Consider the following 13,944-nt stretch of genomic DNA (forward strand, 5'->3'; position numbering starts at 1 on the left):
CGGCCCGGCAGCCGGACCCACCGTTCACCCCATGCCAGTCACGAGCGCCGCCCCCGCCCGCACTCCCGCCCCGGCTCCGAAGGTCCGGCCGCGCGCCCTGCTGCGCGCCTCCGGCGGCCCGCGCTACGCCGTCGCCCTGGCCGTCGACGCCCTCGGCACCGGTCTGCTGAGGCCCTTCCTCCTCCTCTACGGAGTCACGGTTCTGGGCCTGTCCGCCTCTGCCACCGGCCTCGCCATGACCGCCGGCATCGTCATCGGCCTGCTCTGCATGCCCGCCGTCGGGAGATGGCTGGACCGCGGCGCCCGCAGCACCGTCGTCGCCGCGTCGATGCTGATCCGCGTGCTGGGCGTGGCCGTACTGGTGGCGACCCCGCCGGGACACGTCTGGCCGTTCACCGCCGCGGCCCTCCTCCTCGGCATCGGCAACCAGGCATGGCCGGCCGCCCACGCGGCCCTCGTCGCCACCATCGCCCACGGGCGGGAACGCGACACCGCCCTCGCCGCGGGACGCTCCCTGCGCAACGCCGGCCTGGGAGCCGGGGCGCTCCTCGCCATGGCCTGCCTGGCGGGCGGTACCTCCGCCCTGCAGGCGCTGGCCGGCGTCACCGCAGCGGCGTACCTGGTCGCCGCCGCGCTGGCGTGGTCGGTTCGCGTGCGCGCGGGCCGGCCCGGGGACACGGAGGCCCGGTCCCTCACCTCGGCGGAGCAGGAGGGACCCCCACCCCGCATGCGCGCCCTCCTGGCTGCCAACGTGGTCTACGTCTTCTGCCTCAATGTCCCCGAGATCGCGCTCCCGTTGGTCCTGCTCACGCAACTGCACGCCTCACCGGTGTGGTCGGCGGCGATCTTCGTGGCCAACACCGTGCTGGTGGTCACGCTCCAGGTCCCGGTCACCGTCCTGATGGCCCGCTACTCCCGGCGCACCGCGCTGACCATCGCCGGCGTCGTCCTCGCCGCCTCGTACCTCGGCTTCCTCGCGGTGACGTCCCCCGGCGACGGGGACGGGCACGGCTGGGCCGCCGCCGGCGTCGCGGCCGTCTCTGTCGTCTGCACCCTCGGCGAGATCATCTACACCGGCAGCGCCACCGCCCTGGTGACGGCCCTCGCCCCGCCCGGGGCCCTGGGCCGCACCCTCGCCCGCTTCGAGCTCTCCTCCGGCTTCGGCCTCGCCGTCTCACCGGCCGCCATCACCGCCCTCGCCCCCCACGGCCCGACCGCCCTCTGGGGCACCCTGGCCGCGGCGACCCTCCTGTCCGCCTCAGCCGTCGCCACCGAAGCAGACCCCGCAGCACCGGGTCAATACACCTAGGGATTCGCCTGATCGACCATCTCCACCAGGCGGTCGATCAGGGATCGCAGTGCCGGATCGGGACGAACCGCCCCTCTCGCGTCCGCTTCAGCGGCGGCAGGAGGAGGAGGAGGAGGAGTGTGTCGGGCGCCGGCCGCGTGCTGGTGGGCACGGACAGAGGTGGAATCGACCGCCACGTTCCAGTCCACTCGGCCTGCAGCGTCTTCCCCGGCCTGCAGCCGAGTGAGCAGCTGCCGCCAGGTGCCGTCCGCTGACCAGCGCCGATGCCCTTTACGAACAGTCAGCCAAGGCCGGTAACCCTCCGGCACATCCCTCCACCGGACCCCGGTCCGCTCCCGGTACAACACCAACACCCCGTTGACCACCCGCCGATGATCAGCCCACCGACCACCACGCACACCCGCCGTGGGCAGCATCGACTCAAGACGCCGCCACTCCGCATTCGTCAGATCACCCCGCCCCATCCCCCAGGGTGAAGGCCGGCAGCGACATTGCAGGAGATCCGAAAAACAGCCCTCACGGGTGGTGGTGCGGGGGCGGTCCCGCTCCGGGGCCGGCCGTGCCCGAGCAGGCCGCCCGGCTCGCCGCCCGGCACGGCGGGAGGCCGGATCGGAGCCGACCGGCGCGGCTGCGCCCGCCGCAGCCGTCACCGCCCGCTCGCCGGCGCAGCCGGCATCGACGACCGCTTCGACCGCGAGGCCTACGAGCAGCGGATCACCGTCGAGCGGTGCATCAGCTGCCTCAAGCAGGGCGCGGCCTGACCACACGAACCGATGAACTCGCCACCGCCTACCAGGCCGCCCTCCACCTCGCCGGCATCCTCATCCGGGCCCGACACTGACCAAAAAGACAGAGTCTGGCCGGGGGACCGGCGCTCAGCGCCGGCGGACCTCCAGGAACGTCGACATGAGCCGGTCCCGCACATACGGGTCGAGGTCCGCGACGTCCCCGGTGGTCAGCCGTCCGGCGAGCGCGGCCACCGTGCGCCACTGTGCCAGCGCCGTCCGGCAGCCCTGGCACAGGGCCAGGTGCGCGTCGACGCGTTCCCGGTCCCGGGCCGCCAGGGTGCCGTCGAGATAGGCGGTGATCATCTCGACGAAGTCATCGCACCGCTGATCGGCCGCGTCCGACTCCCGCTCGTCCGGCGGGTTGGGACCATCTGCCATCAGGTCCGCCTCCCTTCGGCGTACCGCTCCAGCCGGGCGCGTACCAGCCCGCGCGCACGGTTCAGCCGGCGCCGCTCGTCCGCGGGGCTGATCCCGAGGGACCGGGCCACCTCGGCGGGTGGCCGGCCCCGTACATCACGCAACACGATGACCTGCCGCAATTCCGCCGGCATCTCCAGGATCGCTCCCCGCACCTCCTCGCGGACGGCACCGCTGCCCAGGTCCACGCCGAGCGTCTCCCAGGGGACCGGAGGGACCGCCCAGTGGCCCGGCCATTCCGGGTGGTCCTCGGGCAGGAACCGGTCCGCCGGAAACGCGGGCTCCGGCGCCTCCCGCCCCGGCACGGCCACCGGCTCGACGGGCGCGGACGGCAGCACCACGACCATCAGCACCCCGGCCAGGACCGCGACCGCCAGGAACACCCAGCCCGCTTCGCGGACCCCGCCCCAGTTGCTGACGAACCCGATGAGCAGGGCGAACGGCACGAAGGTGAGCCAGGTGAGGGTGCCGACGCCGGAGGCCACCCCGGCGCGCACCGTGGACGGCACCGCGTCGTGCAGGCGGTGCATCACCGGAACGCTCACCGCGACGACCGCCGTCGTGAGCAGCACCTGGGCGATGATCACCAGCGCCGCGGTGGTGCTGGTCGCCAGTACGGCGCAACAGCCGACCAGCAGCGCGGCCATCGCCGCCACCGGCCGGCGCCGTGTCATCCAGCCGTGCGACCCGAGCAGCCCGCCGATGCCGAGCGCGGCCGTGAGGCCCGCCCAGTGCGGGCCGTACCAGAGCGCCGGGACGGCCAGTGCCACCAGCCACAGCGGGCCGAACTCCAGCATTCCCTGCATCAGCAGCGCACCGACGACGGTGAGCGTGATCACCGTACGGAGCTGGCCGCGCCGCAGGACCACCCTGTACGTGGTCGCGATCTGGCGGCGCAGCGGTTCGGCCTCCCCGGCCTTGTGCAGGCGCGGTTCCCGGAAGAGGAGCAGTGCCAGACCCGCGGCGACCAGCGGTGCCACGGTCAGGAAGTACGTGGCCCGCAGCGAGAGCAGGTCCGCCAGGGCGCCGCCGGCCAGCGCGCTCGTCACGAGGGCGATGCTCTCCGTCAGCCGTACCCGGCCGATGACCCGCTCGAAGGCGTCGCTGGACCCGGTCTCCTCCAGCACGGTGTCGTAGACGATCGACTCGAACGTCCCGGACTGCATGGCGAAGAAGACCCCGAGGAACATCGCCGACACCATGTACATCGCGACGTTCCGGCTCAACCCGCCGATGACGACGCTGAGTACGGCCGCGGCACACGCGAGGGCCAGCACGCCACGACGGCTCCACCGGTCGGCGAGCACCCCGGACGGCAACTCGAACACCGGCACCACGACCGAGTACACGGCCGCCATCACGCCGACCCCGGCCGCGTCGAAGCCGATCTCGGTCATGAACAGCTTCTCGATGGGGACCCACAGGGCCAGGTTCTGGAAGAAGGCCACCGCGTACAGCGGAGCGAGCCGCCGACGCAGCCCGCGGCCCGCCGTGTCCGTCATGCCAGGGTCGTACCAGCCGGGGCCGCTCCGGCGGGGTCCGCCCTGCCGATCGGTCCGGTCCGGTCAGCCGGGCGGGTCAACCATGAACCGGCCGGCGGCTGTCGGGTGGGCGGCCGCCGTTGCGGCCTCGCCGCAGACGGTGGCCGATCTGGTCGGAAGGCTGCGGATGGCGCGGAGAAGTAGGCCCGGTCGGCCGGCACGGCGGCGGGCCGGGGTTCGTGGCCTTCCGGGGCCGTTGCGGGGCACGCGGACGCGGGACATCACGCGCTCGAAAGCGGGTGCGACGCGAGACGCGCAGGCTGCGGGGCGAGGACTGCCGGTCTCGGATGAACTCCTTGCCCCTTGCCCTCGATTGTGAGCCTTGGGAAGTGCTCGGTCAGTTCGTGAGGATTTCCGTGCGGCTGGACACATAACTGATCGGATCACCCTGCGGCTTCCCGATGAGCAGCTCCAGCACGATGCAGTAGCGGGAGCCCGGCCCGAACGGGTCGCGTATGGCGTTGGCGGCGTCGGTGAGCGTCGCCCGGATCAGGTTGCCGAGCGGTACATGCTCCGGGTCGAGACCGCGCCAGGCGTCCTCGTTGGACACAAGGGCGAGCGCCATCTGCTCGCGGCACTCCGCGTCGCACAGTTCCTCGTACGTTGCGGTGACCGAGTACTCTTGGCAACGGATTTGAGAGAGACCATCACATGTGTGTGCAAGTCAATTCTCGCCACGACGGCCCCCGTACGATCGCTCCCATGGATGTTCACCCGACGCGCCGGGATCCACTAGATCATGATGCCGGAGTGACCTTTGATCAGTCCATTCTCGGTATCACCTGCCGCAGCCCGGATCGTCGCCGGTGTTCCGGTGTTCCGGTGTTCCGGTGTTCCGGTGTTCCGGTAGGACTTCGGTACTCGGCGTTACACGGTTCCCCGCCAAGCCCGCAGCTGGCCCCCGCCCCCGCCGGGGCCGCGGCCGCCGCGGTTCCCGGCGCACGGACCGCCGTGGCGTCTTCGCGCCCGCTCTGCCTGACGGCGGACTCGGTAGGAGTCCGCCGGCCACCGCGGAAAATCCACGGTGGCCGGCGGACGCGGGCGGCCTGCTCGCAACCCGTTACGCGTCAGCTTTCTCGGGGTTGCGCACGGTGTGGAGACCGGTGACATCTGTGCGACCTCGTCGGCCCCCAGCATGGACCGCGGAGCCGAGTGTCCCGGTGGGCCGGTCCCGCGGGCGGCGAGGTTCCCGTGGGTGCCTACCACGCCTTGGGACGCCCGGCAGGGGAGCGGCCACGACCGCGGCGCCGTCACCCGGCGGTGTCGGGGGGTGGCCGCAGCATCGCCCAGCGGATGGCGGCCGTGATTGTCGCCCCTGCGGGCTGTACGCACCACCGCTCGGTCCGCGGCAGGAGCGGTAGGCCCAGCGGTCGCCGGGCCCAGGGCGGGAGCAGCGCGCACGCGGCCGCCGCGAGCATCGCGTACGGCAGGCGTGCCGGCCAGGGCAGCGGCGGCCGCAGCAGGACGAACCGGGCCGCGGCGCGGGCCTCCTCGGTCCCGCGGAGTTCCGGCCGGTAGGCCTCGATCCGTTCCGCCAGCTCGTCCGCCGTGAGGGGCGGCCGGATGACGCCCAAGGCCCGGCCGACGCGGGCCGCGGCCGCGACGTACGCGTCGCGTCCGGCCGCGTCCAGGGGCCGGGGGCCGTACCGCTGGTAGGCCCGCAGGAAGCTGTCCACCTCGGCGATGTGCACCCACTCCAACAGGTGCGGTCGTCGGCCCGGTACGGCTCCCCTTCGCGGGTGCGCCCGCGCACGCGCTCATGGACGGCCCGTACGCCGTCCACCGCGCGTTGCGCGTCCTCGGCGGTCCCGTACGTGGTGAACGCAAGGAACGTGCTGGTGCGCTGGAGGCGGCCCCAGGGATCGCCCCGGTAACCGGAGTGGGCCGCCACCGCAGCCATGGCACGCGGGTGCAGGGACTGCAGCAGGAGGGCGCTGAGCCCGCCGACGAACATCGAGGCGTCGCCGTGTACCAGGCGGATCGGCTCCGCGGGGGAGAACCACCGGGCTCCCGGGGTGCCGTGGATCCTGGCCCGGTTGGCCGCGCCGTCAGGACCGGCGACACGGCGGAACAGGGCGTCGCCCAGGCGGTCGCGCGCCCGCGACGGCACCAGCAGGTCCAGCAACCGCGGCCGGTTCACAGTTCAAGTATCGCGCCAGCCGGGCGGGCAGCGCGACCAGGACCACGACCAGGCTCATCGCCTTGTTCAGATTGACGGCCGACAGCGCAGCGAATCCGAACGGGCCGATCAGCAGCGGAAGGCGAAACTCAGCGCCACCCAGCCCGATCATCCCGCCCGGAACGCCGATCGCCGCTCCCGCACCGAATACCGGAGGTACCGAGTACGCCGGCCGGAGGGGATGGGGGTCTGGTCCGTGCTCATGACCGGATCCTCGCCGGTTTCCGGACCGAGCCGGGTTCGGTGGGCGCATGCTTCCCGGGCAGCTCGCTCCCCGGCAGCGCGGACGCGCTGGTGCCCGCGCCGGCGACCCCTACCGGCATCCTCGCGATCGGGACCCCGAGACGGCGCTCACCGCGCGGAACGTTCGGTGTCCGGGAGCCTTTCGGCGGGTCGTGAGAGTGGACACGGCATCCTCCAGTAAGGCTCAGGACCGTTTGCCCGGGATCGTAGGCTGGCGATGACTGGCGGATGATCGGACATGTCCGATGGATCTCCTGATGGACGCCCCGGGTTGCCGGGAATCCACCACCCGCGCATGCTGCGGTAGGGGACGTCATCGACATCCGAAGGATGGGACAGGCTTATGACGGCCAACACCATAGAGCCGGCGATCGCCCCAGGGCAGACTTCCAGCAGCGGAGTGACCACGCACGACGAGGAGGAGGCCTGGCAACAGCCCGAGTTCGCGGTCGTGGAGACCGCGCTCGAGGTGACTGCCTACTCCCTGGCCGACCGCTAGCGGGCCCAGGTACATGCTGCTCAAGGTGCTCGGCACCGCAGCCGGCGGCGGCGTACCGCAATGGAACTGCGCCTGCAGGGAATGTTCCGCGGCGCGCGCCCATCCGCGGCGGCGCCGCCGCCACGCCTCACTCGCCGTCATGGCGGCGGAGGGCCACTGGTACGTGATCAACGCGACACCCGACATCGCGGCCCAGATCGAGAACTGTCCCGAGCTGCATCCGGGCCCCGAGCCGCGCCGCACACCGCTCGCGGGAGTCGTGCTGACCGACGCCGAACTCGACCATACCCTGGGCATTGCCCTGCTGCGGGAGGCCGAGCGGCTGGAGTTGCTCGTCACGGCCACCGTACGGGATGCGTTGCTGGAACGGCAGCGACTGGGGTCGCTGCTCAGCCCGTACACCGAACTGATCTGGCGTCTGCTTCCCGTGGGCGGCCGGGCCGAACCGCTCGCCATGGACTCGACGATTCACATCAGTGCCATCCCCGTGTCCGGCAAGCAACCGCGCTACGCTGCTGCCGGGGCGCCGGCCGGGGCAGGCGGCCACTGGGTGACGGCCTTGCGGCTCACCGACCACACCACCGGCCGCACTGCCGTCTACGCGCCCGCGCTCGATGCATGGCCCGACGCCCTGGAGGAGGCCGTCTCCCAGGCCGACTGCGTCATCCTCGACGGCACCTTTTGGGACGACGACGAGCCACGGCGCCACACGTTCTCGGCCCGCACCGCGACGGCCATGGGGCACCTGCCGATCGACGGGCCGAACGGCACGGCACGACGGCTCGCCACCTTGTCCTCACACCGGCTCTACACGCACCTCAACAACACCAACCCCCTTGTCGGCCCCGACGCACCCCAGCACAAGGTGCTGGCCAGGCTGGGCATCGAGGTGGCCGCTGACGGAACGGAGATCGTGCTGTGACCGATGCGGAATCGGAACGGCCCTGGACACGAGCGGAGTTCGAGGAGCGGCTACGGACGGTGATCAAGCTGCATTACCATGATCGCCATCCGTTCACTGTACGGATGCACGAAGGCACGCTGAGCCCCTCCGAAGTGCGGCGCTGGATCAGCAACCGGTTCCACTACCAGCAGCAGATTCCGGTCAAGGACGCCCTGATCACCGCAAAGCTCGGTTCACCGGAGCTGCGGCGTAAGTGGATGCGCCGGATCCTGGACCACGATGGACATGAGGGCGACGAGGGCGGGATCGAGCGGTGGCTGCGCCTGGGTGAGGCGGCCGGTCTGGACCGCGCAGGTCTCCTCGCCGGCCGGGACGTGCTGCCGGGGGTGCGTCTCGCCGTCGACGGGTACGTCAACTTCTGCCGGCTACGGCCCCCGCTGGACGCCGTCGCGGCCTCGCTCACCGAGCTGTCCGCCCCGGATCTCATGCGGCTGCGTATCGACGCCTTCGAACGGCACTACCCGTGGATCGGCGGCGACGGGCTGGCCTACTTCCGGGCACGTGTGTCCCAGGGCCGGCGGGACAGCGGCGAGGCATTGGCCCTCGTTCTCCGGTGGGCACACGGCAGGGCGGAGCAGGAGCGGGCGGTCGCGGCACTCACGTTCAAGTGCGAGGTGCTCTGGTCGCTGCTGGACGCGGTGGACCACACACGGCGGGAGGATCCCCGATGACCACCGCCCTGCAGTCGGAGCCACGATGGCGCCCGGGGCTCGCCCCGGCCGTCGTCCTGCGACACGACAAGGTACGCGGTACCGACCTGTTGGTGATGCCGGAACGCGTGGTGGTCCTGCGGGGGCGTGCAGGCGACGTCCTGCGGCTGTGCGACGGCGAGCGGGATGTCCGCCGGATCGTCGGTGAGCTGGCGGCGCGCTTCCCGGGTGCCCCGGTGGCCACCGACGTTCCCGAGTTCCTGAACCGTATGCGCGCCGAGGGCTGGCTGCGGTGACGGGCGTGCCGCCCCCCTGGGCACTGCTCGCCGAGCTGACCCACATGTGCCCGCTGCGCTGCCCGTACTGCTCCAACCCACTGGAGTTGTCCCGCCGTAGCCAGGAACTGTCCACGGTCCAATGGCAGGACGTCATGCGGCAGGCGGGTGACCTGGGAGTGGTACAGACTCATCTGTCCGGCGGGGAGCCGCTCTTGCGCCCGGACTTGGACGCGATCGTCCTCGCTGCCGATTCGGCGGGGCTGCACACACAGCTCGTCACCAGCGGAGTGGGACTCGATGCCGTCCGGCTGGGGGGACTCGTGAACGCCGGGCTGCGCAGCGTGCAGTTGTCGGTGCAGCACTCCGACGCGTCGGCCTCCGACCGGATCGCGGGGCGCAGGTCGTTCAGGGCCAAGGAGCGGGCCGCAGCGGTGGTGCGGGAAGCGGGACTGCCGCTGGGGGTCAATGTCGTGCTGCACCGCGACAACCTCGACGCGATCGACGCCATCGTGGAACTGGGGCTGGCGTGGGGCGCGGACCGCATCGAGCTGGCCAACACGCAGTTCTACGGCTGGGCCCTGCAGAACCGTGCGGCGCTCATGCCGACCCGCGCCCAGCTGTCCCGGGCCTCGGACGCGGTGCAGCGGTGGCGGGAGCGGCTGGACGGACTCACCGAACTCATCTGGGTCGTGCCCGACTACTTCGAGGGAATCGCCAAGCCGTGCATGGGTGGCTGGGGAGCGGTCTCGCTCACCATCACCCCCGACGGCACGGTGCTTCCCTGCCAGGCGGCCGCGACACTGCCCGGGATCAACGCGCCGAAAGTCGGCGACCGGACGCTCGCCTGGATCTGGGAGCGCTCCGATTGCTTCAACCGATATCGCGGCACCGACTGGATGAAGGCACCGTGCCGCAGCTGTCCGCGCCGCGACGAGGACTTCGGCGGATGCCGGTGCCAGGCCTACGCGATCACCGGCGACGCCACCCGTACCGACCCCGCGTGCCGGCTGTCGCCCGAGCACGGACTCATCCGTGCCGCGGCCCTGGCCGACGCGGAGGCCCCCGGCTACGTGTACCGGGGACCGGGCCCGCCGCGCGCGTTGCCAGAACGGTCCGTCCCGTAATCGGTGGTTGCGCGGGAGGGTGAGGCCGGCGTCGACGGCCGCACGGGCGGCACCGCCAGATGCCGGACGCGATCCGCTATCTGGTCGCGGGCGGGATCTCCTGGCGGATGCCCACGGATTTCCCACACTGGGCCCGGTCCATGCCTTCACTTCGCCTGCCCGCGCCGCGAGGTCTACGAAGAGGTCTGGGGGCGGCCGGATTCGGCAGCGTGACCCGGGTCCCGCTGGTGCAACCGGCCGCGTCGCTGGGCTCCGTCCTGGGCCCGGTTCTGGGCGGTGTGTTGACCCAGCTCGACCTCTTCGGACCCTCGTGGCGGCCGATCTTCCTGATCAACGTGCCCGTCGGCCTGGCCGTGATCCTCCTCGGGAGGAGGTTCGTCATCGAGCCGATCGTCCGAAGGCCGAGCGTCTGGACGTCAGTGGCACAGCTCGGCCATGTCCGTGGCCCCGGCACCCGGCACGGGTTCCGGTCGTACGGGCCGGTGCGGTGTGGGCGTGCGGCTGCTGGAGTGAGCCTTCGCCTTGCACCCGCGTTACGGAGAACTCAACCGGCCTTGGGTGAGGGCGGTGCTCAAGCCCCTCATCAGCGGTCCGTCGATGCCTCCGGACCCGGTGACACCAACCCCCGGACCCGAAGGCCCGAGGCGCAATTGCGGAACCACGAGAAAGGTAACCGGGGGCCTGTTCGACTGCTGCTGCTGCCGACGCACGCACCGGGCGCCCCCTGTCCGGGAGAACTTCTGGACAGGGGGCGCCTCCGTTCACGGCTTGGCGAGTGTTAGGTGCGTGGGTTTTCGGTACGGGCCTTCCGGGGCCCGACGCCAGGGACCGGTGGTTTCCCCGACGTTCCGGTACGGGTGTCGGGGACCGGGGACGCGAACGCTGCCGAGGGCGCGTTCGCCAATACCGGCCACACCGGCCAGATGCACGTCGACAAGCTGAACATGGTGCAGCAGCGCACCCCCCGGGAGCCGGCCGCCTGGCCGCACCAGGTCGGCGTGATCCCCTCCCGGGCGAGGTCCTTCCAGCAGCGCGCCGAAGCCCATCGCCTGCACCTGACGGGGCCGGCAGGGGCACAGCCGTGCTGTGCCAGGTGCTGACTGGCATGGGCACGGGGTGGGCAAGACCCAACTGGCCGCCGACCACGCGCACGCCGCCTGGCTGGACGGCGTGTTGGACGCGCTGGTGTGGGTCAGCGCCGACGCCCGCTCGGCTGTGGTGGCCGGGTACGCGAAGGCTGGGGTCGAGCTGTGCAGAGCCGACCCCAATGACGCGGAAGGCGCCGATGTACCGCGTCGGCCGGAGCCTCGGCGAGAGCGGACAGGTCGCCGCCGCCCGCGACCACTTCCAACACCTCACCGCCCGGTACAACCTTGCATGGTGGCCCTGGGAAGCGGGGGACGGGCAGGCCCACAGCAGCGTCTCCCGCCGCCTCGAACACATCGGCCGAAGCCTCGGGATGGACCTCACCGCGCCCGCCGGACCGCTCCGGGCAAGGCCCGCCCTCAGGCACGGCGCCTCACCGCCGACGGCCCGCCGGCGTAGCCGGAGGACCGGACCTGCAGGTCCGCCGGGGGAGCGGGGTCAGGTGGTGCGGCGCCGCTGGTCGCTGTCGGCGCGGAGCCGGTCGGTCTGGTGGACGAGGGTGTCGATGCGGTCCGCGAGGTCGGGATGGCCCGGGCGGAGGTGGGGTGCGGCCGCGGCGAGGGGGCTGACCAGGGTCGCGGGGTCGTTTCCGCCGAGGGCCTGGCGTACCCGGCCGACGGAGGCGAGGCCGGGGGCGTCGAGGCCGGTGAGCGCCGTGACCTGTCCGGCGAGCTGGCGCAGGTCGGCAGCGTTTTCGCGCGCCCAGGCGTTCACAGTGCGCTGGGCGGCCCGGGAGTCGCGGGTCGCCTGGACCCGCTGCTCGCCGGTGGCCCCTTCCGCTCCGGGCCGCAGCCGTAGGTAGCGGCGCTCGGCGGCTTGCCGGCTGGCGACGCCGAGAGGGCCGGCCAGGTCGGCCCAGCTGGCACCCGCTGCCCTGGCCGTCTCGATGAGTCCGGACTCCCAGCCGGCCAGCTGCTCGCGGACCTCGCGGAGCAGCAGCAGTGCGGCCAGCGGTTCCTGCGGATCGTCAGGGGCGTCCGTACCCGGTCCGTGAGTGCTGCTCAGTGCCTGGTCGATGGCGGCCAGCGCCGCCGCGGCGGCGAGGAAGGACGCGGGTGATCCCGGGGGTGCCTCGTGGGGCGGAAGGTCTGGGGTCATGTCGCCTCCGGTGGGTTTCGCGCCGGCTGGATGGCCGACCGGACAGTCAGCCTTTCATTGACGGCCGACAATGTCACCCTTTCGATGTCATGTCTGCTTGTCATCGTTCGGATGACATGTTACAACGGAAACACCTGAAGCGCACTGGCACCCACTGCAGACACATCAGGAGGTGTTCTCCCATGCTGATGCGCACTGACCCCTTCCGAGAGATCGACCGCCTCACCCAGCAGCTCATGGGCCCGGGTACCTGGTCGAAGCCGTCCCTGATGCCGATGGACGCCTACCGCGACGGCGACGCGTACGTCATCGCCCTCGACGTCCCCGGCGTCACCAAAGACGCGATCGACATCGACGTCGAACGCAACATGCTCACGGTCAAGGCCGAGCGCCGTCCCGCAGCCAGGTCGGAGCAGGCCCAGATGGAGCTCTCCGAGCGGCCCCTGGGCGTCTTCTCCCGGCAGGTCATGCTGGCCGACACGCTCGACACCGAGCGCATCGACGCCGATTACGAGGCAGGCGTGCTGACCCTGCGGATCCCGATCGCCGAACGCGCCAAGCCGCGCAAGATCGCCATCGGCGACGGCAGCCGGAAGCAGCTCAACGCCTGACCGGCCGGCTCCGCACCGCCGCGACCACGCCCTACTGCGGAGCCCCAGCTCTCCGCCCCCACGGGCGGCGCCCCCGGGGGAGGACGGGAGCAACCCCTCCCCCTCCCGTCCTCCCCTCGACCGCCGTTTCCCCGTCCGCCGCGCGCACCACGCACCGGCGCGCGGGCCGCCGAGCGCCCCGGAGGCAACGCCATGACCCTGCGATGGGACGCGTTCATCCAGCACGTACGAGAACGCGGCGAGTACCCCTCACGCCAGGAAGCCGACCGCGCCGCACGCGTGGTCCTCGCCCTGCTCGGAGCGCACCTCGTCGGCGAGGACCGCGCCAAGGTCGCGGCCCGCCTGCCCGAGACCTACGCGCTGATCCTGCTCAATCCGCTCCAGGCCGCCGAACCCCTGGACGCGGAGCGGTTCGTGCGCGCGACCGCCGCCTGGATCGAAGGCGCGACCGAGCGCACCGCGGCCTGGGACGTCAGCGCCGTCCTCAGCGTCGTGGCCGACGCCGTGGACGAGGACCTCCTGCACCGGGTCCTGCTCCAACTCCCTCCCGGGTACGACCTGCTCTTCGGGCACCCTCAGGCCACCTGACCAGCGCCCACTCCCGGACTCCGATCGACCGACCTCTCATGTGAAAGGCAGCCACCGTGTTCCACCGCGCCCCCACCCACCGGCCGATTCCCGGCATGACGTACGAGCAGATGCTGGACGTCGTGAGGTACGAGGGTGCCTATCCCGACAACGAACGTGCGGCGGAGTCCGTCCACCGGGTCCTGGCCGCCCTCGGCCGTCGGCTGACCGGCGAGGAACGGGTGGATCTCGCCGCCCGCCTCCCCGTCGAGGCCGCCCGCACCCTCACCGCCCAGATCCCCGAGCCGGACCGGCTCACCGGCTGGGGCTTCGTCAAGGACCTCGCCACCCGCACCGGCATCAGCCCGGCCACCGCCCGCTGGGACACCGGCGCCGTGCTCGCCGTCGTTGCCCGCCTGGCCGGCCCCGACCTCCTGGCCCGCATCCTCCGCTCCCTGCCGAGCGGCTACGCGCTCCTCTTCGGCAAGGCCGACCTCACGGTAGCCCGCACGCACTGACACGCGACCGCG

General features: G+C 72.0%; 15 protein-coding genes and 2 pseudogenes. 11 read left to right on the plus strand and 6 right to left on the minus strand.

Annotated elements, in window-relative coordinates; translation table 11 throughout:
* The first annotated feature begins 31 nt into the window (after positions 1–31).
* On the plus strand, positions 32–1,309 hold the full coding sequence (locus tag AC067U_RS31855) for an MFS transporter (RefSeq protein WP_478833296.1): 1,278 nt from the start codon (positions 32–34) through the stop codon (positions 1,307–1,309).
* Positions 1,310–1,410: 101 nt separating this feature from the next.
* On the opposite strand, the pseudogene AC067U_RS31860 reads toward AC067U_RS31855, so the two are convergent.
* Positions 1,411–1,773: pseudogene (locus tag AC067U_RS31860) on the minus strand (transposase); the annotation flags it as partial.
* 27 nt (positions 1,774–1,800) lie between these two features.
* Between AC067U_RS31860 and AC067U_RS31865 the strand changes: the two are divergent.
* The gene (locus tag AC067U_RS31865; RefSeq protein WP_478833297.1) at positions 1,801–2,070 is read left to right on the plus strand and encodes a hypothetical protein; all 270 of its coding nucleotides are present in this window, start codon (positions 1,801–1,803) and stop codon (positions 2,068–2,070) included.
* 114 nt (positions 2,071–2,184) lie between these two features.
* On the opposite strand, the gene AC067U_RS31870 is transcribed toward AC067U_RS31865, so the two are convergent.
* The 4 genes and pseudogenes from AC067U_RS31870 to AC067U_RS31885 all read right to left on the minus strand — a co-directional run bounded on the left by AC067U_RS31870 (position 2,185) and on the right by AC067U_RS31885 (position 6,165).
* Positions 2,185–2,475, minus strand: a complete 291-nt coding sequence (locus AC067U_RS31870; RefSeq protein WP_478833298.1) for an anti-sigma factor family protein — start codon at positions 2,473–2,475, stop codon at positions 2,185–2,187.
* A complete protein-coding gene (locus tag AC067U_RS31875; RefSeq protein WP_478833299.1) occupies positions 2,475–4,016 on the minus strand; it encodes an MFS transporter in 1,542 nt (513 codons plus the stop codon). Before AC067U_RS31875 ends, AC067U_RS31870 begins: the two co-directional genes overlap by 1 nt.
* Before the next feature lie 376 nt (positions 4,017–4,392).
* Positions 4,393–4,620: a hypothetical protein gene (locus tag AC067U_RS31880; RefSeq protein ID WP_478833300.1), complete on the minus strand. Its 228-nt coding sequence runs from the start codon at positions 4,618–4,620 to the stop codon at positions 4,393–4,395.
* Between the two features lie 685 nt (positions 4,621–5,305).
* A pseudogene (locus tag AC067U_RS31885) lies at positions 5,306–6,165 on the minus strand (oxygenase MpaB family protein).
* Positions 6,166–6,820: 655 nt separating this feature from the next.
* On the opposite strand from AC067U_RS31885, the gene AC067U_RS31890 reads away from it, so the two are divergent.
* The 6 genes from AC067U_RS31890 (at position 6,821) to AC067U_RS31915 (ending at position 11,092) form a co-directional block, all read left to right on the plus strand.
* Complete coding sequence (locus tag AC067U_RS31890) at positions 6,821–6,976, plus strand: pyrroloquinoline quinone precursor peptide PqqA (RefSeq protein ID WP_478833301.1); 156 nt, start codon at positions 6,821–6,823, stop codon at positions 6,974–6,976.
* A gap of 13 nt (positions 6,977–6,989) precedes the next feature.
* Positions 6,990–7,898, plus strand: coding sequence for a pyrroloquinoline quinone biosynthesis protein PqqB (pqqB, locus tag AC067U_RS31895; protein WP_478833302.1), 909 nt, complete (start codon positions 6,990–6,992; stop codon positions 7,896–7,898).
* Positions 7,895–8,611 carry a pyrroloquinoline-quinone synthase PqqC gene (gene pqqC, locus AC067U_RS31900; RefSeq protein WP_478833303.1) on the plus strand — a complete coding sequence of 239 codons (717 nt, stop codon included), beginning with the start codon at positions 7,895–7,897 and terminating at the stop codon, positions 8,609–8,611. The genes pqqB and pqqC overlap by 4 nt, the downstream gene beginning before the upstream one ends.
* On the plus strand, positions 8,608–8,886 hold the full coding sequence (pqqD, locus tag AC067U_RS31905) for a pyrroloquinoline quinone biosynthesis peptide chaperone PqqD (RefSeq protein WP_478833304.1): 279 nt from the start codon (positions 8,608–8,610) through the stop codon (positions 8,884–8,886). The genes pqqC and pqqD overlap by 4 nt, the downstream gene beginning before the upstream one ends.
* On the plus strand, positions 8,883–9,992 hold the full coding sequence (gene pqqE, locus AC067U_RS31910; protein ID WP_478833305.1) for a pyrroloquinoline quinone biosynthesis protein PqqE: 1,110 nt from the start codon (positions 8,883–8,885) through the stop codon (positions 9,990–9,992). Before pqqD ends, pqqE begins: the two co-directional genes overlap by 4 nt.
* An 857-nt stretch (positions 9,993–10,849) precedes the next feature.
* Complete coding sequence (locus AC067U_RS31915) at positions 10,850–11,092, plus strand: hypothetical protein (RefSeq protein ID WP_478833306.1); 243 nt, start codon at positions 10,850–10,852, stop codon at positions 11,090–11,092.
* Between the two features lie 484 nt (positions 11,093–11,576).
* On the opposite strand, the gene AC067U_RS31920 is transcribed toward AC067U_RS31915, so the two are convergent.
* A complete protein-coding gene (locus AC067U_RS31920) occupies positions 11,577–12,236 on the minus strand; it encodes a type III effector protein (RefSeq protein WP_478833307.1) in 660 nt (219 codons plus the stop codon).
* A 182-nt stretch (positions 12,237–12,418) separates the two neighbouring features.
* Between AC067U_RS31920 and AC067U_RS31925 the strand changes: the two genes are divergently transcribed.
* The 3 genes from AC067U_RS31925 (at position 12,419) to AC067U_RS31935 (ending at position 13,932) form a co-directional block, all read left to right on the plus strand.
* Positions 12,419–12,847: an Hsp20/alpha crystallin family protein gene (locus AC067U_RS31925; protein ID WP_478833308.1), complete on the plus strand. Its 429-nt coding sequence runs from the start codon at positions 12,419–12,421 to the stop codon at positions 12,845–12,847.
* A 192-nt stretch (positions 12,848–13,039) separates the two neighbouring features.
* A complete protein-coding gene (locus AC067U_RS31930; RefSeq protein ID WP_478833309.1) occupies positions 13,040–13,435 on the plus strand; it encodes a DUF2267 domain-containing protein in 396 nt (131 codons plus the stop codon).
* A gap of 95 nt (positions 13,436–13,530) precedes the next feature.
* Complete coding sequence (locus tag AC067U_RS31935; protein ID WP_478833310.1) at positions 13,531–13,932, plus strand: DUF2267 domain-containing protein; 402 nt, start codon at positions 13,531–13,533, stop codon at positions 13,930–13,932.
* Positions 13,933–13,944 lie beyond the last annotated feature (12 nt).

The organism is Streptomyces sp. NPDC043853 (genome assembly GCF_056436025.1).

Bases quoted from the DNA above. Each gene is read 5' to 3' on its own strand.
- AC067U_RS31930 (WP_478833309.1), top strand. From the start codon at position 13,040: ATGACCCTGCGATGGGACGCGTTCATCCAGCACGTACGAGAACGCGGC.
- AC067U_RS31875 (WP_478833299.1), bottom strand. From the start codon at position 4,016: ATGACGGACACGGCGGGCCGCGGGCTGCGTCGGCGGCTCGCTCCGCTG.
- pqqD (WP_478833304.1), top strand. From the start codon at position 8,608: ATGACCACCGCCCTGCAGTCGGAGCCACGATGGCGCCCGGGGCTCGCC.
- AC067U_RS31890 (WP_478833301.1), top strand. From the start codon at position 6,821: ATGACGGCCAACACCATAGAGCCGGCGATCGCCCCAGGGCAGACTTCC.
- AC067U_RS31920 (WP_478833307.1), bottom strand. From the start codon at position 12,236: ATGACCCCAGACCTTCCGCCCCACGAGGCACCCCCGGGATCACCCGCG.
- AC067U_RS31935 (WP_478833310.1), top strand. From the start codon at position 13,531: ATGACGTACGAGCAGATGCTGGACGTCGTGAGGTACGAGGGTGCCTAT.
- AC067U_RS31925 (WP_478833308.1), top strand. From the start codon at position 12,419: ATGCTGATGCGCACTGACCCCTTCCGAGAGATCGACCGCCTCACCCAG.
- AC067U_RS31870 (WP_478833298.1), bottom strand. From the start codon at position 2,475: ATGGCAGATGGTCCCAACCCGCCGGACGAGCGGGAGTCGGACGCGGCC.
- pqqB (WP_478833302.1), top strand. From the start codon at position 6,990: ATGCTGCTCAAGGTGCTCGGCACCGCAGCCGGCGGCGGCGTACCGCAA.
- AC067U_RS31880 (WP_478833300.1), bottom strand. From the start codon at position 4,620: ATGGCGCTCGCCCTTGTGTCCAACGAGGACGCCTGGCGCGGTCTCGAC.
- AC067U_RS31855 (WP_478833296.1), top strand. From the start codon at position 32: ATGCCAGTCACGAGCGCCGCCCCCGCCCGCACTCCCGCCCCGGCTCCG.